Raw genomic sequence first — 17,932 nt, 5'->3', positions numbered from 1 at the left:
AGTTATTAATGGATATAAAAAAGGAGCCAATTGGCTCCTTTTTTATTTAGCGAGAACGCTTATTTGGCAGTATCTTCACTTGTTTTATCATATTTTCTTTTACTTCGAGTACTTCAATAGGATATCCCGCGATACGCAAACTAATATTTGCATCAGGAATATTCTCCAAGTATTCAACAATTAAACCACTCAGAGTTTTAGGTCCATCTAGCGGAAAATCCCAACCCATTTCTTTATTTAAATCGCGTACGTTAGCGCCGCCATCCACAATACATGAGCCATCAGTTTGTGTTTCTACTTCTTCGCTTGGCGTACGAGTTTGCGTCGTTGTAAAATCGCCAACAACTTCTTCTAAAATATCTTCTAGGGTCACTAGGCCTTGGATGTCGCCATACTCATCTACCACTAAGCCTATGCGTTCTTTAGATTGCTGAAACTTTAATAGCTGAGTATTTAGTGATGTTCCTTCAGGGATAAAGTAAATTTCACGTACAGCTCGTAGCAAAGAAGGTTTATCAAATTGCTCTTTTGTAAGTAGACGAAGCGCATCACGTGAGTGAATAAAACCAACTGCATCATCTATGTTATCGCGATACAACAACACGCGAGTATGTTGTGCATGGGTAAGTTGGCGACTAATTAGTTTCCAATCGTCATTAATATCAATGGCCACAATTTCGTTTCGTGGGATCATAATATCTTCAACGGTAACTTGTTCTAAATCTAAAATTGAAGTCAGCATACTTTGATGACGAGCAGGAATAAGTGCACCGGACTCATTGAGTACTGTTTTTAATTCTTCTTTACTCATGCTGTGTTCGTCGATTTGAGCGGCACTAATACCAAATAACCGCAGTATACCGTTTGTCATCCAGTTAATAACCACAACAAAAGGGAAGAGAATTTTTAGTAATCCCTTAAGTATTATTGAACTTGGAAAAGCAACTTTTTCAGGGTAGAGGGCAGCAAGGGTTTTAGGTGTTACTTCTGCAAATATAAGCACAACTAGAGTTAACACACCCGTTGCTATAGCAATACCTAGGTCACCGTAAAGGCGAATACCTATAATGGTTGCAACTTGGGCTGCTGCTATATTGACAAGATTATTACCGATTAAAATTAAACCGATGAGCCTATCTGGACGGCTAAGTAATTTACTGACTCGTTTAGCTGCACGATGATCCTCTTTAGCGAGGTGTCGCAGGCGTATACGATTGATTGACATAATTCCGGTTTCTGAACCAGAAAAATAAGCAGAAAAAAGCACCAAAAAACCTAAAATGATAAATAGGGTACTTGTCGATATGTCGTCCAACGATGGATCCTTTTCTTATAAATCAATGCGTATTAAGCTAGAGTGAGCAAGCAGAGTCAAGTTAAAACTTATTTAGTATCACTTCTTGTATGAAACGGCTGCCAAAATAAGCGAGTGTGAGGACAAATGCAGCGACCATGATTGTAATAACCACCGGTTTACCGCGCCAACCCTTTTTCATATGCCCGATAGCTACAACGGCAAAAATAGCCCACGCAACTAACGATAATATTGTTTTATGAATGAACTCTTTAGCGAACATTCCATCAAGAAATACAAACCCTGAAAGTAATGCAAATGTGAGTAATATAGTGCCTAAATTAAGAAGTTGGTAAAGCTGGCGTTCCACAACCATTAAAGGCGGAAGGTGGCTGTGCACAATTGCTAAATCTTTACGTTTTAAACGTTTATCAATAAAATAAAACTGTACACCATATAAAGTAGCAATAATTAAAATACAGTAGGCTAACAAAGATAAGGATATGTGCGTTACTAAACCCACCTCAATATTAATACTTTGTAATAAAATATGATGAGGAATAAATAAACTGGCAATGGTTAGTAAGGCACCAAAACCATAAACAACGGGCAACAATAAAGTCGCAGGGAATTTTAGTGAGACAGCCGTCACCGAAACTACAATCACCCAGCAGGTCAAAAGAGCGACGTTTACGATACTTAAATCTTGACCGTCGGCTCTAAAAACAGAGTTAACTAACAGCAGCATATGCGCCACTATAGCAACCGTGCTTAAAATAACGGTTACTTTTTGGCTAGGGCCTTGTTGATGAAACAGGCGTGAAAGCACGTGAGACGTTGCTAACACATAAAATAAACTGGCAATAATAGTTAAACTAATAATCAGCATTGTGCTTGGGCCACTTAATTTGAGACAAAATAATCCTTGTTGTTATATAGCCATTGTATTTTATAGCAAAGCAAATGCATAGACCTTAAAAAAAGAAACTCAACAAGGTGCACTTGAACACTATATTGTAAGGCGCCATATACGGTATACTACTTTTAATTGAAACTTAATAAGTCAATCTAGGTTAATTGAAAAATCAAATTAACCGTAAAATTTAAATGGATTGATATAAACGTCTTATCGGAACCGTTACATGTTTGAGAACCTCCAAGAACGATTAGGTAAAACCTTAAAAAATATCAGTGGCCGTGGCCGTCTGACGGAAGACAACATAAAAGACACACTTCGCGAAGTGCGTATGGCATTTTTAGAAGCCGATGTGGCATTGCCTGTTGTTCGCGAGTTTGTAAAACAAGTTAAAGAACGTGCAGTTGGGGTTGAAGTTACAAAAAGCTTAAGCCCGGGCCAAGTATTTATAAAAATAGTGCGTGAAGAACTAGAAAAAGCAATGGGTGAGGCTAATGAAGAGCTAAGTCTAAATGCGCAACCGCCAGCCGTTGTAATGGTAGCGGGTCTACAAGGTGCGGGTAAAACCACCAGTGTAGCTAAGCTTGCTAAGTTTTTAAAAGAGCGAAAAAAGAAATCAGTACTTGTAGTAAGTGCCGATGTTTATCGTCCTGCGGCTATTAAACAGCTAGAAACGCTTGCAGCAGAAGTTGATGTTGATTTTTTCCCAAGTGATATTTCGCAAAAACCAGTTGATATTGCAACCGCAGCAATTTCACATGCTAAAAAGAAATTTATAGATGTAGTACTTGTTGATACTGCAGGTCGTCTACATGTTGATAGCAACATGATGGATGAAATTAAAGATCTTCATAAAGCAATCAATCCAATTGAAACCTTGTTCGTTGTTGATGCAATGACAGGTCAAGATGCGGCGAATACAGCTAAAGCATTCGACGAAGCATTACCACTTACCGGTGTTATATTAACAAAAACCGATGGTGATGCACGTGGTGGCGCAGCTTTATCGATTCGTCATATCACTGGCAAGCCTATTAAGTTTATGGGTGTGGGTGAGCGCACTGACGCACTTGAACCTTTCCACCCAGACCGCATAGCGTCACGTATTTTAGGCATGGGTGACGTACTTTCATTAATCGAAGAAGTCGAAATGAAAGTCGACAAAGAGCAAGCTGCTCGAGTTGCTGAAAAAGTATTTAAAGGCGCAGGTTTTACCCTTGACGACTTTGCTGATCAATTAAAGCAAATGAAGAATATGGGTGGCATGATGTCAATGCTTGATAAGCTCCCTGGTATGTCTAACTTACCAGATGCTGTTAAAGGTCAAATGGGTGATAAAACATTTATCCAAATGGAAGCTATTATTAGCTCTATGACTAAAAAAGAGCGCGCACGCCCAGAAATCATTAAAGGTTCGCGTAAAAAACGCATCGCAGCAGGCTCAGGTACGCAAGTACAAGAGATCAATAAGTTGCTTAAGCAGTTTACGCAAATGCAAAAAATGATGAAAAAAATGAAAGGTAAAGGCGGCATGACTAAAATGATGCGCGGTATGAAAGGCATGTTACCACCTGGAATGATGGGCGGCGGCGGTCCTAAATTTTAAAAAGTACCATTAAGTTACTTTTTAAAATAATAGCGAATCATATTTAAAGGAGCAAATAGCTCCTTTTTTGTTGAATAAATTATGCATGTAATACACCTTTAACTCTTATTTGTCGTTGAGATCACGGTTTAACCTACTAAACTGCCTTTTTGGTTCACTTCTTACTTGCGTTATTGCCAAAAACTCGTACAATTCCCCAGCTCCCCATTCTGGGGAGTAAATCTTATTAATGAAAACAGTCAATCTTTATAGAGGACGGTATGGTAACTATTCGTTTGCAACGTGGTGGCGCTAAAAAACGCCCTTTCTATCAAATTGTGGTTGCGGATAGCCGTTTCTCGCGTGACGGTCGCTTCATCGAGAAAGTAGGCTTTTTTAACCCAATTGCTTCAGGTCAAGAAGAAAAAATTCGTTTAGATTTACCACGTGTTGAACACTGGGTAGGTCAGGGCGCATCTCTTTCAGATCGCGTAGCTAAGTTAGTAAAAGACGCTCGTAAAGCGGCTTAATAGGCGTAAGTGTAACCATGAGTCAAGAGAACACCTCATCAATAATTGTCGTAGGAAAGCTCGGTGCCCCATATGGTATAAAGGGCTGGCTTAAGGTACATTCATTTACTGATGATCCCGTAGGGATCTTCGATTTCAGCCCGTGGTTGATAGGGCAGCAAGGTAAATGGCAGTCCTTAGAAGTGGTCGACTGGCGTCGCCACAACAAAGGCTTTATCGCTAAATTTGCGCAGGTAAACGACCGAGACGAAGCAATGGCTTATACCCATGCTGAAATCTCAATGGATGCAGCGCATTTACCAGAACTCCCGCAAGGTGAGTTCTATTGGCGAGATCTCATTGGCATGTCTGTTGTAACCGATAAAGGTTATAGCTTAGGCATTGTTGATGACCTGATGGAGACAGGATCAAATGACGTACTGGTTGTTAAAGCAAACAGTAAAGACGCATTTGGTCAAGCTGAGCGTTTGATTCCTTTTTTAACTGATTCAGTTATTAAAGAAGTTAAATACGACGCAAGAGAAATTACCGTAGACTGGGATCCTGGTTTTTAATGACGCAAACTAGTTCATTATGGGTAGGGGTGATAAGCCTTTTTCCAGACATGTTTGACGCTATTACAGACCAAGGTGTTACCGGTCGCGCAGTAAAAAATGGCTTAATTGATTTTAACTGCTGGAATCCGCGAGACTACGCTTTAGATAAGCATAGAACCGTAGATGACCGTCCTTATGGGGGCGGACCTGGTATGTTAATGATGGTTGAGCCATTAAAAAAAGCGATTGCCGAAGCTAAAAAAGCAGCTGGTGATGGTGCTAAAGTAATTTATATGTCCCCGCAAGGGCGCAAACTTGATCAGCAAGGTGCTAGCGAACTCGCTAACTCTAAAAAACTGATTTTGATTGCCGGTCGCTATGAAGGTATAGATGAGAGAATAATAGAATCATATGTTGATGAAGAATGGTCAATTGGTGATTTTATTTTGAGTGGTGGCGAACTACCTGCCATGACATTAATTGACGCAGTAGCGCGATTAGTGCCAGGTGTGTTAGGTCATAACCAGTCAGCGGAACAAGATTCATTTTCGGATGGCTTGTTAGATTGTCCACACTATACACGACCAGAAACATTGGACGACAAACAGGTTCCTGCTGTATTACTCAGTGGCAACCACCAAGAGATAGCAAAATGGCGGCTTATGCAGTCATTAGGCAGAACTTGGTTACGACGTCCTGACTTGTTGCATAACCTAGCTCTGACTGAGGAGCAAGCGGTATTACTCGCGAAATTTCAGCAAGAGTACCAAAAAGCTTGTGGCTAGAAGACAGTTACACCTAGGAAAGTGAGAAACATAATGGCAAAAGTAAACCAAAATATTATTAAAGCGCTTGAAGATGAGCAGCTTAAAACAGACGTACCTGCATTTGGCCCTGGTGATACAGTGGTTGTACAGGTAAAAGTAAAAGAAGGTGCTAAAGAGCGTCTACAGGCCTTTGAAGGTGTTGTAATCGCTAAGCGTAATCGTGGTCTTCACTCAGCATTCACAGTTCGTAAAATCTCGAACGGTGAAGGCGTTGAGCGTGTATTCCAAACGCACAGCCCTCTTATTGATAGCGTAACAGTTAAGCGTCGCGGTGCAGTTCGCCGTGCTAAGCTTTACTATCTACGTGAGCGTTCTGGTAAATCTGCACGTATTAGAGAAAAACTTAACTAATACGCGCTGTTTATCAACGCAAAAAAACGGGTTGCATCCTTCGGGTTGCAACCCGTTTTGGTTTTAGAATATTATTTTCTCAATTCTCAATTCTCAATTCTCAATTCTCAATTCCTCATTAGTAAAATTTCCGCTTTAACCTTTTCTCAGTTAGCTGATCCTGTTAGTATTTATCGTATTGATTAGTTTACTTTTATGTAAATTTATATTTACGTTATTTGGTTTTTTAAGGTGGGACGAACGTGGCTGACATAAGTGATTTAGCACAGCTAAGAGAAGGTATAGATGAATGCGATGCACAACTTGTTGCCTTACTCGCTAAACGTAATGGTATTACGCAAAAAATTGGTGAGATAAAACAACAAACAGGCGCGCCTTTACATGCACCTGTCCGTGAAGCAGAGCTATTAGCGGCAAGACGACAAGAAGCAATAAATCAAAATGTAAGCCCAGATCTCGTTGAAGATATACTAAGACGTATGATGCGAGAAGCCTATCAAAACCAACAAGCGAAACTTGCATGCGCAGCGCCAGAGCTTTCGCCAATTGTAATTGTGGGTGGTCAAGGTGCCATGGGGCAGTTATTTGCACAGCAGTTTATTCGCTCAGGTTACGAAGTTAAAATTTTAGATAAAGATCAGCAAAGCGATGCTAAAAGTATTTTAAAAGGTGCCAAGCTGGTAATGATTAGCGTACCTATTAATGCATTAGACGCTGTCGTTGCTAAGTTACCTAAACTAGATGAAGACTGTTTACTTGTAGATATTACATCGGTAAAGCAATCGCCTATTAAAGCATTAAAAGCTGCGCACAGTGGCCCTGTGGTTGGTTTACATCCAATGTTTGGGCCCGATATATCACATTGGGTAAAACAAACAGTTGTTGTATGTGAAGGGCGAGAGCACCAAGCGGCAAAAGGTTTATTACAGCAGTTACAAGTATGGGGTTGCCAGCTTGTTGAGCTTGATGCTAAAAAACATGATGAAGCAATGCAAATTATTCAAGTAATGCGCCATTTAACGACATTTGTGTACGGACAGTTTTTAGCAAAACAAAGTCATACGCTAGAAGAGTTGCGCAGTTGCTCGTCACCTATATATCAATTAGAGTTGATGATGGTCGGGCGTTTGTTTGCACAGTCGCCTGAGCTGTACTCAGATATTATGCTCGCACAATTTGATGATGTAGAGAACCTACTTGCACAGTACCAAGATACCTTTGCAAGTACATTAGCTAAATTAAAAGCGGGAGATAAAGCCGCGCTTATTGATTCTTTTGCTGAAGCTAAAGTTTACTTTTCTGACTCTACAGAACACTTTTTAACGCAAAGTCGAAGCTTATTAAATAAAGCGAATGATTCAAAAGTTTTAGATTAATATTTGTTATACCGTTTGCTTAAGTATGGGGACTTAATTCGTTAAATTACTCAAATACTTATACAGATTGGTACTGGTTAACTAAAAAGGGCCAATATTGGCCCTTTTTGATTTGTAAAATTGCTTATTAAGTATTAACGCTTACGGCCTGCAATGACTCGCTTTGGTAGCATCCTAAAATACGTACATATTGGGTGTGCTCTTTAAGCTCTTCTAGCGCTTCTTTTACTTGGCTTTCGGCTAAGTTTGCTTCTAGGTCAACATAAAAAACTTCTTCCCACGGATTACCTGGAGTAGGGCGAGATTCAAGTTTTACTAAATTAATCTTGTGCTGTTTAAAAATCATTAGCGCATCGGCTAGTGAGCCCGCTTGCTGTTTTGTCGACATGATCAAACTAGTTTTAGTTGGAATTTGGTTAGATACTTGTAGAGGCTTACGTGCAACAACAATAAAGCGGCTATGGTTTTCGCTTTGATTAGCTAGGTTTGATTTAATAACCTCAAGCCCTACGTTTTTCCCCGCTTGTGCAGAGCCAATTGCTGCACTATTTGGTGTGCTTAATGCCGATTGTAGTGCGCTTGATGTTGAGTCACATGTTTCATGTTGTAAGTCACCTAAGCCCTGTAAAAAACGGCTGCACTGCGCAAATGGTTGTGGGTGTGCAAATATTTTTGTTAGTTGGCTAAGTTCTGTTTCTGGATTTGCTAGTAAACAATGCTCTACACTGTGAGTTACCTCACCAACAATTGATACTTGTGCGTGCTGTAATAAGTCAAACACCTCGTTAATACTACCAGAGCTTGTGTTTTCAATGGGTAGTAAACCAAAATCAGCTTGGCCGTTTTCTACTTTACCTGTTATTTCATCAAACGATGTACAGCCAATTTCAACTAATTTACCCGGGCGGCGGCTAAAATATTTATGACATGCTAGTTGGCTATAAGAACCCTGACCACCTAAGTAAGTTACACGGTGTGTTTCACTGAGGGCATCTGGATTCAGATTTTTTTGTAACATTGCTTGTTGGTGTAAAACAGAGTCTTCCAAAATAGTTTGGAAAACATTATTTACGTAGTAAGCATCTAAACCTAGTGATTTACCATAACCAATCAGTTTTTCTAAAAGTGCTAGTTCGCGAGCTTCATCGCGAATTGGTTTGTTGTTAGCAATTTTGTACTCAACCACACCATGGCTAATGCGGCGGCGTTTAGCTAATAACACGAGTAAATCAGAGTCTATTTCATTTATATCGTGTCTTAGGGTATTTAAAACATCATTTGTCATTTTGGTATCCTCATTCCAAAAGTAAGCTGTTATTACACAGCAAAAACAAAAAAGCCTCCCGGTTGGGAGGCTTTACTATTCGATTGATTTTATCTCACAAACAGGGAAGCCTCTCCTATATAAAGAAGCTAAAAAACGAAAAAAAAGTGCGAGAGATAAATATTTTCATGCGGTTAATGTATGGAGAGTTGCTAACAATGTCAATAAAGATCTAAATAAGCTTAGGGTACTATTTATTCCTCTATATTAGTTTTTATAGAAAGTTTACAAATAATTTATAAATATGAAACTGGATCTGGTATATTTCGTTAACTGGTTCAAATAATAACAATTATTAATAATTAAGGTTGACCCGTGGTTTACAGACGCCCTCCATCGCGTTTTGGATTGAATTCTTTAAGTGTAAAACTATCGCTACTCATATCCGCTATTTGCCTAATAGCAGGGGTGTGTGCGGCTGCCTTAATGCTTAAATCTGAAGAGAAACAACTTGTTTTTGAAGAACATGAGATTTTAAAAAGCTCGACAGACTTATTAGTGAAGCAATTTAATGAGCGCATTAAAACAAAAATAAATATTGCGCAGCAAGCTAATAACGTAGTGACACAGCAACTTTTCCAACCCAATTCACCAATTAACTTAAGCAACAAATCACAGTTACAGTTTAATAGCGACGGTACGATTCGAAGTGCCTCGGCTGATGGCTTATCAGCAGCATTTTTACCGCAGCAAAATTACTCTCCTTTTTATAAACGCCTATTTAATGATTCTGAGATGCTGTGGCGTATAATATCTCCTACACTGGTACACGACTTTTTTAACTTTTATCTCATTACAGATGATGATTTTATTCGTGTTTCTCCTCCAAACTGGGCACTGAACGCACCAGCTGGTTTTAGAGCGACGAATGGCTCAACTTATAAATCGATTAAGAGCACGCTTGAAACAGTAAGAGAGCCTGCATGGTCAAAAGTCTACTACGATACAGTATGGCGCAAGTGGGTTATTAGCCTACTAGTACCTGTTTATGTTGATAATGAGTTTTTAGGTGTGACGGGGAGCGATATTTCCCTCAACAAACTTATTTCGTTTTTACCTGTTGGTGATAAAGAAAAACACCTACTTGTGTTTGATAGCAAAGGGCAATTGTTGGCACACCCAGACTTAAATCCGACCTTACTAGCTGACTATGGTAGTGATAATAAAGCACTCGCTACTAACGAATTTGTAAACCCAGCGCTGCAGTCGATTATTGACGATGTTATTGCAGTGAAGTTACCTGAATACGCAAATTCATTTGAAAAAAATGACGAAGCTCATATTATCAATATTCGTAAGATTGATGACTTAGATTGGTACATAGGGGTATATAAAAAGCGTTCATCTACGTTATCTGCATTACAAGATTTAAAACTGAAGTTTTTCGGTCTCTTTATTTTATACGCAATATTAGTTGCCTTATTGCTGCATCAAGCGCTTTATCAACTAGTCCTTCGCCGTTTACATACTTTGGTTTATGCAGTTACAAGTTTTGGCAAAGGTCAATTAACTACAGAATTTCCACCAGAAAACAAAGATGAGATTGGCACGCTTAATGGCTCATTTAGAGACATGACGGTAGAAATTCGCAAACTTATCGATGGCTTAAACCAGAGAATTACAGAAAAAGAAATTGCTGAAAAAGCAGCTAACCGTTTATCTAAAGCGGTCGCATTCTCGGGCACTGGCGTTGTGATCACCGATGAGAATTTTGTAATTGAATACGTAAATCCAAAAATGCTCGAAATGACAGGCTACCCAGAAAGTCATTTTAATAGAGCGCCATTACTGAATATTATTGCCTCAGAGATGTCTATTTTAGTTGAAGACATAGACATAGATTTACGCAGCCGTAATTATTGGCGCGGTGATACATTAATCCAGGGCTTGAATAAAGAGCCAATTTGGGTGTCTTTAAGTGTTTCACCAATTCGTGAAGAGGGCGGTGAAATAACCAGTTACGTAGCATCAGCACAAGACATTTCGTTTGTAAAAGAAAGCCAGCGTAAAATGGAGCAACTTGCTTACTTTGACACCCTTACTGGTCTTGCCAACAGAACGTTCTTTAGAATGCAATTACGTAAATCAATGGCATTAGCTGAACGTGGGCACTATGCGTTTGCATTGTTTTACTTTGATTTAGACGAATTTAAACGTATTAACGATACATTAGGCCACGATGCAGGCGATCAATTATTAATTGAAGTGGCAAACAGACTTAAAAAACGTTTACGAGCTGAAGACACCATAGCGCGCTTAGGTGGTGATGAATTTGCAGTGTTGCTCAGTGGTATAGAAAGCCAAGCTCACGCGACTGATGTTGCCAATACAATTCAAAAAACGCTAAATGTACCTATTAAACTAGGTAGCAATGAAGTTATTGTGAGCGCGAGTATTGGTATTACAATGGCTCCGTACGATAGCCTAGAAGAGGATCAGTTATTAAAACATGCTGACTTAGCAATGTATGAGGCAAAAGCAAAAGGGCGTAATACATTCCACTTTTATAGCCAGGAATTGAACGCAGCTGCTAATGAGCGTTTATTTATTGAAAATGAGCTACGTATAGGACTAAAAGAAAAACAGTTTGTAGTTTACTACCAACCTCAAGTTGATAGTCGTACTCATCAGGTAGTTGGTTATGAAGCGTTATTAAGATGGTTCCACCCAACTGAAGGCGCAATCCCTCCAGATAAATTTATTCCTATTGCAGAAGCGACAGGCCTTATAGTTGAATTAGGCGAATGGGTGCTTCAAGAGTCTTGTGATTTTGCCGTAAGATTAACAAAGCAAGGCTTAGAAAATAATATATCGATAAACTTATCGGCTCGCCAGTTTAAAGACTCAAGCTTAGTCTCAACACTGAGTAAAATGATAATTAGGACGGGTGTTTCGGCTAAGCGCCTTCATTTAGAGCTTACCGAAAGTATGCTAATGGGAAATGTAGAAGCTGCAATTACACAACTTCACGAGCTTAAAGCTTTAGGTATATCTATTTCTATTGATGATTTTGGTACTGGTTATTCGTCGCTCAGTTACTTAAAACGATTCCCGGTTGATATATTGAAAATTGACCGTTCATTTGTAAAAGATATCCCTGAGGATACAAATGATATGGAAATCACTGCAGCTATTATTGCCATGGCGCAAAAGTTAAAGCTAGACGTGGTTGCCGAAGGAGTTGAGACAATAGAGCAGATGCAGTTTCTACAAAATAATAATTGCTTCATTGTACAAGGCTATTATTTTAGTAAACCCATTGCGGAGCACGAACTACCAAAATTGTATGAAAAGTTAAGTGAGCTCTCAAATAGCGAAGTAAGTAGTTAATAAAATTGCGGGTTAACCACCCGCAATTTTAACTTTAAATTTTAACGCTTCTAAAATGGCTTTTAGTTTATCGCGGTCATCACCTTGCACTTCAATAATGCCTTCTTTTACTGCGCCGCCTTGGCCCATTTTGCTTTTTATAGTTTTAGCTAACTTTTTTAAATCGTGATCTTTTGGATCAATGCCTACAACTAACATTACGCCTTTGCCTTTACGCCCTTTTGTTTGACGTTCAATGCGAATAAAACCATCTTTAAAAAGCTTAGCCTCTAACTCTTTTTCTGGTTTTGGCTGGTCAATGCGACCCGTACTTGTTGAATATACTAAGTGACTATCACTCATACCTTACCTTTATGGATAAAAATTAATTAAATATTGGCGTAAATGATAGCAAATTTGAAGTTGTGTGTTTTTCTTTTTGCTAAATACTTTTAACAGGTTATATTTAGTTCAAAGGAAATATTATTGGAGTTTAATATGAGTTTAACTAAGAATGAATCAGTCGATGGCACTACATTAACAATACAAATCAAAGGTAAATTTGACTTTAATTTAGTGCAATCTTTTCGCCAAGCTTATGCTCAAATGAGTGAAAAAATTGTAAAGGTTATTATTGATTTAAGAGAGACTGACTACATGGATAGCTCAGCACTTGGCATGTTACTTAACATGAAAAAAACCATTGATAGCCAAGTAAAAACTATCGAAATAAGCAATTGCCAACCACAGCTTAGAAAAATTCTACAAATTTCACGTTTTGATAAAAAGTTTGATATTAGCTAATGATACATGTGTTAATTGTAGATGATCAGGCGCTCAATCGCATTTTACTCAGTAAAATGCTTGAGCAAGAAGGTTATAAAATATCAGTGGCTTATAACGGACTAGATGCGCTTAATGTACTTAAAAGAGAGCCAATAGACGTTGTTTTGCTCGATGTTTTAATGCCTGTAATGGATGGTTTTGAAGCCGCTGAAAAAATAAAGCAGCAGTATAGTGAAGTTTACTTACCAATTATTTTTATAACCTCCTTAGAAGATCAAGCAAGTTTTGAGCACTGCCTCGAGGTAGGCGGTGATGACTTTATTCATAAACCATTTGAAAAAGTTATTCTGCATGCAAAAATTAAAGCACATATTCGCACCAGAGAGCTGAGTAAAAAAGCTAACCAGCAAAAAAAATTGCTTGAATATCATCATAATCAAATTGAACGTGAACACGAAATAATTGAACATATTTTTAATAACTCATTAGAAAATCAAGGTAAGTTTAAAGAGTATTTAGATTTTAATTTATCACCTGCCTCTATGTTTAACGGCGATATGTTTTTAGTAGCGCAAAGTCCTATCGGTAATTTGTATTGCATGTTGGGCGATTTTACGGGTCACGGCCTAGCTGCGGCTATAGGTGCATTACCAACTTCTCGTGTGTTTTATACTATGGTACAAAAAGGTATGGCGGTTAACGATATTGCCAGCGAGCTAAATACACTACTGTACAACCTCCTACCTGGGCATATGTTTTGTGCTGCAACCATTATAGAGCTTAGTGCATCAGGTAAAAGTGTTTCTGCATGGATGGGCGGCCTGCCAGATGCGTATCTAATAGATAAAGACGGTAATGTAAAACAAACATTAGAATCGCAGCATATGGCGCTGGGGATTTTAGATGAACAAGAGTTTGAATATGAAGTTATTCATTTTGAAACAAATAGTAATACACGCCTAGTATTAGCAACCGACGGTATTATAGAAACGGCAAACAAAGAGGATATATTTTTTGGGGAAGAGCGATTTTTACAAACCTTAAAAAGTAAATCGATGATTAGTAGTGAAGACATAGTTGCTAACGTTACTAAGTTTGCCGATGGCACTAAACAGCAAGATGATTTAAGCATTGTTTTACTAAACTGCCTGCCTTTAATTCCTGAGGAACAAGAGCGGGAAGCCTTTTCTACTTTAGCCTTTAATTTATCTTTGAGCTTAAACTCAGAGCAAATAAAAAAAACTGATCCAGTGTACGACGTCGTTAATATTTTAAGCAGTGTTGAGGGGTTAAATACTCATCGCTCTAATATATTTTTACTGTTGTCTGAGGCGTATAACAACGCGCTTGATCATGGTGTATTAGGCCTTAACTCAGAAATTAAAAAACAAGAAGACGGCTTTTTTCGATATTACGAGTTGAGAGAGGCAGCCCTTGCTAAACTTACAGATGCCATGATTATTATTGATATGCGCTATTGCCCCGACACGCTCAGTTTATATTTTATTATTTGTGATTCAGGCCGAGGGTTTAGTAGTAAGCACGATGAGTTGGCAAAGGCTAATAACGAATTTGGCAGAGGGGTGTCTTTATTAGAAGAAATAGCCGAAAAAGTCACTTATAACGCCAGTGGTAACCAAGTTGAAATGTGCTACAAGTTGAGCTAGCTCTGTAAAAATATCCATGCTATTATTCTCGAAACTTTAGATGTATGGATGGCCAAATGATTTCTTCTTACTTAAAACAAGCACAACTTAGTGCTAATCCAGCTTTGATTTCAACAGAGCTTGAAAAGCTTGATCTACATTTAGCAAACACTGCTTTGCCTGATGTGTGTTGGGAGTATCAAATACCTGAGCTTGGTGAGGGCGGTGCATGTAGTCTATTTGGCTACTTACAAGATGAGCCATTCAAATTAACTGACTATCTTAAAAATGATGAGCAAACACAGTTCAAGCTAGCTAATTTACAAAGTATTGTAAGCTACATCGAGCAGCAAACAGGCGTTGATTGGTATGGTATTTATCAATCAACTAATACCCCTGAAGGTAAGCAACTATTAAAGCTGGCTTATCATGGTGCGCCTAGTCGTCCGTTGTTTCCTTTAACGCAAGCATTTGCGGCTGGCAGTAACAACGTACAGGTTGCGCTATCTCACAAGGGCCGCATTATTAATAACGTTGAAGCGTATTTATCACAAGGTGGTGAATACTACACATGCGATCCTAAAGTTAAATCAGAAACCTGCCTACCTTTATTTAATGCACAAAATGAATGCGTTGGTATTGTAGATGCAGAAGCCTTTAAAAATGATTTTTTTGATGAAAAGACGCTTGCCGTTTTAATTGCATGTTGTATTAAAATTCCTCACTTTCTAGTGTAAATAACGCTAGTCAATATGATGTGCTTTTATGTTAAGCTTAGCTTAACAGCTAACCCCTAAATAACGATAAGAGATAGCCAATGTTCTCAGTATTAAAACCATTACCAACAGATCCTATTCTTGGCCTTATGGCGGCCTATAAACAAGATACAAACCCTAATAAAATTGATTTAGGTGTAGGTGTCTACAAAGATGAGCAAGGCAATACACCGGTTCTTAAAGCGGTAAAAAAAGCTGAAGCGTTTCGTCTTGAAAACGAAATGAGCAAATCTTACATTGGTTTAGCGGGTAATTTAGATTACTGCCAAAAAATGGAGCTGTTACTATTAGGTGAACACCAAGCATTACTAGCTAACCGCGTACGTACTGCACAAGCTCCTGGTGGTACGGGTGCACTTCGTGTTGCAGCTGAATTTATTAAGCGTTGCAATAAAGACGCGACTGTTTGGGTAACTAACCCAACATGGGCTAACCACATTAGTTTGTTTGAAGCTGCAGGCTTAACAGTAAAAGAATACCCATATTACGATTACGAAAATAAAGATTTACTGTTTGATGAAATGATCAACACACTTAAACAAGTGCCTAAAGGTGATGTGGTTTTAGTGCATGCATGTTGTCATAATCCAAGCGGTATGGATTTAAATGAAACACAGTGGAATACGGTTGCCGAACTTGCAAAAGAAGTTGGCTTTACACCACTTGTTGATATTGCATACCAAGGCTTTGGTGCTTCACTTGAAGAAGATGCACGTGGCTTACGTATTTTAGCCGATGCAGTAGAAGAGCTAATTATTTGTTCTTCATGTTCTAAAAACTTTGGCTTATACCGCGAGCGTATTGGTGCATGTTCACTAATTGCAAAAGACAGCGCAACAGCAGATATTTCAAACTCTGTAATGCTAAGCGTTGTACGTAGTATTTACTCAATGCCGCCAGCGCATGGTGCTGACATTGTTAATACTATTTTAAGCAGTACTGAGCTTACACAATTATGGCACTCTGAGCTTGATGAAATGCGTAGCCGCATAAATGGCTTACGTAGCTTAATTAAAGAAAGCTTAGCAACTAAAGATATTGCTCAAGATTTCTCGTTTATCGAGCGCCAAAACGGTATGTTTTCTTTCTTAGGTATTAATAAAGAGCAAATTGCTCGCCTACAAAAAGAATACGGCATTTACATTGTTGGCTCTAGCCGCGTAAATGTTGCAGGTGTTAGTCATTCAAATATTGAATACTTTTCAAATGCTGTAGCTGACGTTTGTAAATAAACGCAGTTAATATAAAAAACCGCACACCTGATGATGTGCGGTTTTTTATTATCTAAATTAAAACAAAAAACTTTAACCAATAGCAGGAATAAGCCCCACCATTTGCATAAACTGTGCAGCAATAATAGTTATGCCACATATAGCTGCTATACCAAGCCCAACATTCCCACTTTTTACTTTATAGCCTGTTTTATTTGATGTTGTACGCTGTTTATAAACCATTGCTACAGGCAAAAATATAGCCAGCACGACAAGTGCTATTGCAGCGTAACCTAAAGCCATAATAAAGCCTTGAGGGTAAAATAGCGCAAAGCCAAGTGGCGGAATAAACGTAATTAAGGCCGTTTTTATTCGATCCGTTTTATTGTCACCTTTTTTAAATGCATCAGCAAAAAAATCAAATAACCCTAAACTCACCCCTAAAAATGATGTCGCCAGTGCTAAATCAGCAAATAACTTAACGGCCGTTGCCACACTTGGGTTATGCGCAATGCTTGCCACGCTAGATACAAACCCATTAAGCCCTTGGCTGTTGAGTAAATCAGCTTGACTCATAATACCTTGGCTAAGTAGTTGCCAAAAAATATAAATAACTAAAGGTAGGGCGGCTCCAGCAATCATTACTTTGCGCAGTACTTTTATTTCAACACCAACATATTTAACAATAGAGGGGATAGAACCATGAAAGCCAAACGAAGTAAATATAACCGGTATAGCCGAAAGGATTAATCCTTGCTCTACGGGCATCTCTAATAAGTGCTTACCTTGCACATAAGGGGTAAGCATGTAAAACAAGCTAGCTAATACAACAATTTTTATTGTAAATAACACTCTATTTAATTTATCTACCTTGCTAGTGCCTAGCGTTACTACACTTGCAATAATAACAGCAAGAATCACAGAGCCAAACTGTGGGGCTATATTTACATCAAAGCCTATATTTATACGCGCTTGAAGTTGTGCACCACCACCTGCAATATAAGCAGCGCATAAAGCATAAAATAAAAAAACCATCGAAAAATTCGCAATATATTGTCCGCGTTTTCCAAGCCATAATTTAGCCAATGTATTTAATGTAGCATCGCGTGGTGCATATTGGTGTAGCTCTAACATGAGTAGTGCGGTGTAGGTCATTAGTAACCAGCTAGCAATTATTAATGCAAGTGCAGTACTAAACCCAAGCCCGGCAGATGCAATTGGCAATGCCAACATACCTGCACCAATAGTGGTGCCTGCAACAATTAACATGCTTCCAGTTGTTTTATTTTTAAGCACTTAATTACCTTAATTATTATTAATATACATGCACGATATAACTAGTTGCTCAAATCTCAAATAGTTTTGTAATAAAAGAGCGTTATTAAAATGTAACTTACAATTTACAACTGTATTTATTAAGGACTTTAGTGTTTAAAAAGTACTAAAGCACGGCAGTGAGCGTATA

General features: G+C 38.5%; 16 protein-coding genes. 11 read left to right on the top strand and 5 right to left on the bottom strand.

Annotated features, from left to right (window positions below):
* Positions 1–46: 46 nt before the first annotated feature.
* On the bottom strand, positions 47–1,315 hold the full coding sequence (locus WNY79_RS06625; RefSeq protein ID WP_024593584.1) for a CNNM domain-containing protein: 1,269 nt from the start codon (positions 1,313–1,315) through the stop codon (positions 47–49).
* A 61-nt stretch (positions 1,316–1,376) separates the two neighbouring features.
* Positions 1,377–2,183 (bottom strand): cytochrome c biogenesis protein CcsA, encoded by an 807-nt coding sequence (ccsA, locus tag WNY79_RS06620; protein WP_024593585.1) that lies wholly within the window; start codon positions 2,181–2,183, stop codon positions 1,377–1,379.
* 253 nt (positions 2,184–2,436) lie between these two features.
* On the opposite strand from ccsA, the gene ffh reads away from it, so the two are divergent.
* The 6 genes from ffh to tyrA all read left to right on the top strand — a co-directional run bounded on the left by ffh (position 2,437) and on the right by tyrA (position 7,415).
* Complete coding sequence (gene ffh, locus WNY79_RS06615; protein WP_076925472.1) at positions 2,437–3,816, top strand: signal recognition particle protein; 1,380 nt, start codon at positions 2,437–2,439, stop codon at positions 3,814–3,816.
* Between the two features lie 260 nt (positions 3,817–4,076).
* Positions 4,077–4,325 (top strand): 30S ribosomal protein S16, encoded by a 249-nt coding sequence (rpsP, locus tag WNY79_RS06610; protein ID WP_002962192.1) that lies wholly within the window; start codon positions 4,077–4,079, stop codon positions 4,323–4,325.
* 17 nt (positions 4,326–4,342) lie between these two features.
* Positions 4,343–4,879 carry a ribosome maturation factor RimM gene (gene rimM / locus WNY79_RS06605; RefSeq protein WP_010554631.1) on the top strand — a complete coding sequence of 179 codons (537 nt, stop codon included), beginning with the start codon at positions 4,343–4,345 and terminating at the stop codon, positions 4,877–4,879.
* Positions 4,879–5,646, top strand: coding sequence for a tRNA (guanosine(37)-N1)-methyltransferase TrmD (trmD, locus tag WNY79_RS06600; protein ID WP_007581405.1), 768 nt, complete (start codon positions 4,879–4,881; stop codon positions 5,644–5,646). The genes rimM and trmD overlap by 1 nt, the downstream gene beginning before the upstream one ends.
* 33 nt (positions 5,647–5,679) lie before the next feature.
* Positions 5,680–6,039: a 50S ribosomal protein L19 gene (rplS, locus tag WNY79_RS06595; RefSeq protein ID WP_007581406.1), complete on the top strand. Its 360-nt coding sequence runs from the start codon at positions 5,680–5,682 to the stop codon at positions 6,037–6,039.
* A 242-nt stretch (positions 6,040–6,281) separates the two neighbouring features.
* Entirely contained in the window at positions 6,282–7,415 is a 1,134-nt protein-coding gene (gene tyrA, locus WNY79_RS06590) for a bifunctional chorismate mutase/prephenate dehydrogenase (RefSeq protein ID WP_342875430.1), read from the top strand.
* Between the two features lie 127 nt (positions 7,416–7,542).
* Here the strand turns inward: tyrA and WNY79_RS06585 are convergent, their stop codons facing one another.
* On the bottom strand, positions 7,543–8,700 hold the full coding sequence (locus WNY79_RS06585) for a chorismate mutase (RefSeq protein WP_076925473.1): 1,158 nt from the start codon (positions 8,698–8,700) through the stop codon (positions 7,543–7,545).
* Positions 8,701–9,054: 354 nt separating this feature from the next.
* Here WNY79_RS06585 and WNY79_RS06580 point away from each other — a divergent pair, with 354 nt between their 5' ends.
* Positions 9,055–12,069: an EAL domain-containing protein gene (locus tag WNY79_RS06580; RefSeq protein WP_342875429.1), complete on the top strand. Its 3,015-nt coding sequence runs from the start codon at positions 9,055–9,057 to the stop codon at positions 12,067–12,069.
* A 12-nt stretch (positions 12,070–12,081) separates the two neighbouring features.
* Here the strand turns inward: WNY79_RS06580 and WNY79_RS06575 are convergent, their stop codons facing one another.
* On the bottom strand, positions 12,082–12,411 hold the full coding sequence (locus tag WNY79_RS06575) for a translation initiation factor (RefSeq protein WP_007581414.1): 330 nt from the start codon (positions 12,409–12,411) through the stop codon (positions 12,082–12,084).
* 135 nt (positions 12,412–12,546) lie between these two features.
* Here WNY79_RS06575 and WNY79_RS06570 point away from each other — a divergent pair, with 135 nt between their 5' ends.
* The 4 genes from WNY79_RS06570 (at position 12,547) to WNY79_RS06555 (ending at position 16,488) form a co-directional block, all read left to right on the top strand.
* Complete coding sequence (locus WNY79_RS06570) at positions 12,547–12,852, top strand: STAS domain-containing protein (protein WP_024598430.1); 306 nt, start codon at positions 12,547–12,549, stop codon at positions 12,850–12,852.
* Positions 12,852–14,501, top strand: a complete 1,650-nt coding sequence (locus tag WNY79_RS06565; protein WP_076925475.1) for a SpoIIE family protein phosphatase — start codon at positions 12,852–12,854, stop codon at positions 14,499–14,501. Before WNY79_RS06570 ends, WNY79_RS06565 begins: the two co-directional genes overlap by 1 nt.
* Before the next feature lie 56 nt (positions 14,502–14,557).
* On the top strand, positions 14,558–15,217 hold the full coding sequence (locus WNY79_RS06560) for a GAF domain-containing protein (RefSeq protein ID WP_024598428.1): 660 nt from the start codon (positions 14,558–14,560) through the stop codon (positions 15,215–15,217).
* An 80-nt stretch (positions 15,218–15,297) separates the two neighbouring features.
* Positions 15,298–16,488 carry an amino acid aminotransferase gene (locus WNY79_RS06555; protein WP_342875428.1) on the top strand — a complete coding sequence of 397 codons (1,191 nt, stop codon included), beginning with the start codon at positions 15,298–15,300 and terminating at the stop codon, positions 16,486–16,488.
* Positions 16,489–16,560: 72 nt separating this feature from the next.
* On the opposite strand, the gene WNY79_RS06550 is transcribed toward WNY79_RS06555, so the two are convergent.
* A complete protein-coding gene (locus WNY79_RS06550) occupies positions 16,561–17,763 on the bottom strand; it encodes an aromatic amino acid transport family protein (protein ID WP_024598426.1) in 1,203 nt (400 codons plus the stop codon).
* Between the last annotated feature and the right edge of the window lie 169 nt (positions 17,764–17,932).

The sequence above is a fragment of the Pseudoalteromonas sp. AS84 genome (assembly GCF_038900255.1).
Classification (GTDB): Bacteria; Pseudomonadota; Gammaproteobacteria; order Enterobacterales; family Alteromonadaceae; genus Pseudoalteromonas.
This window is presented reverse-complemented; position numbering and strand designations above follow the sequence as displayed.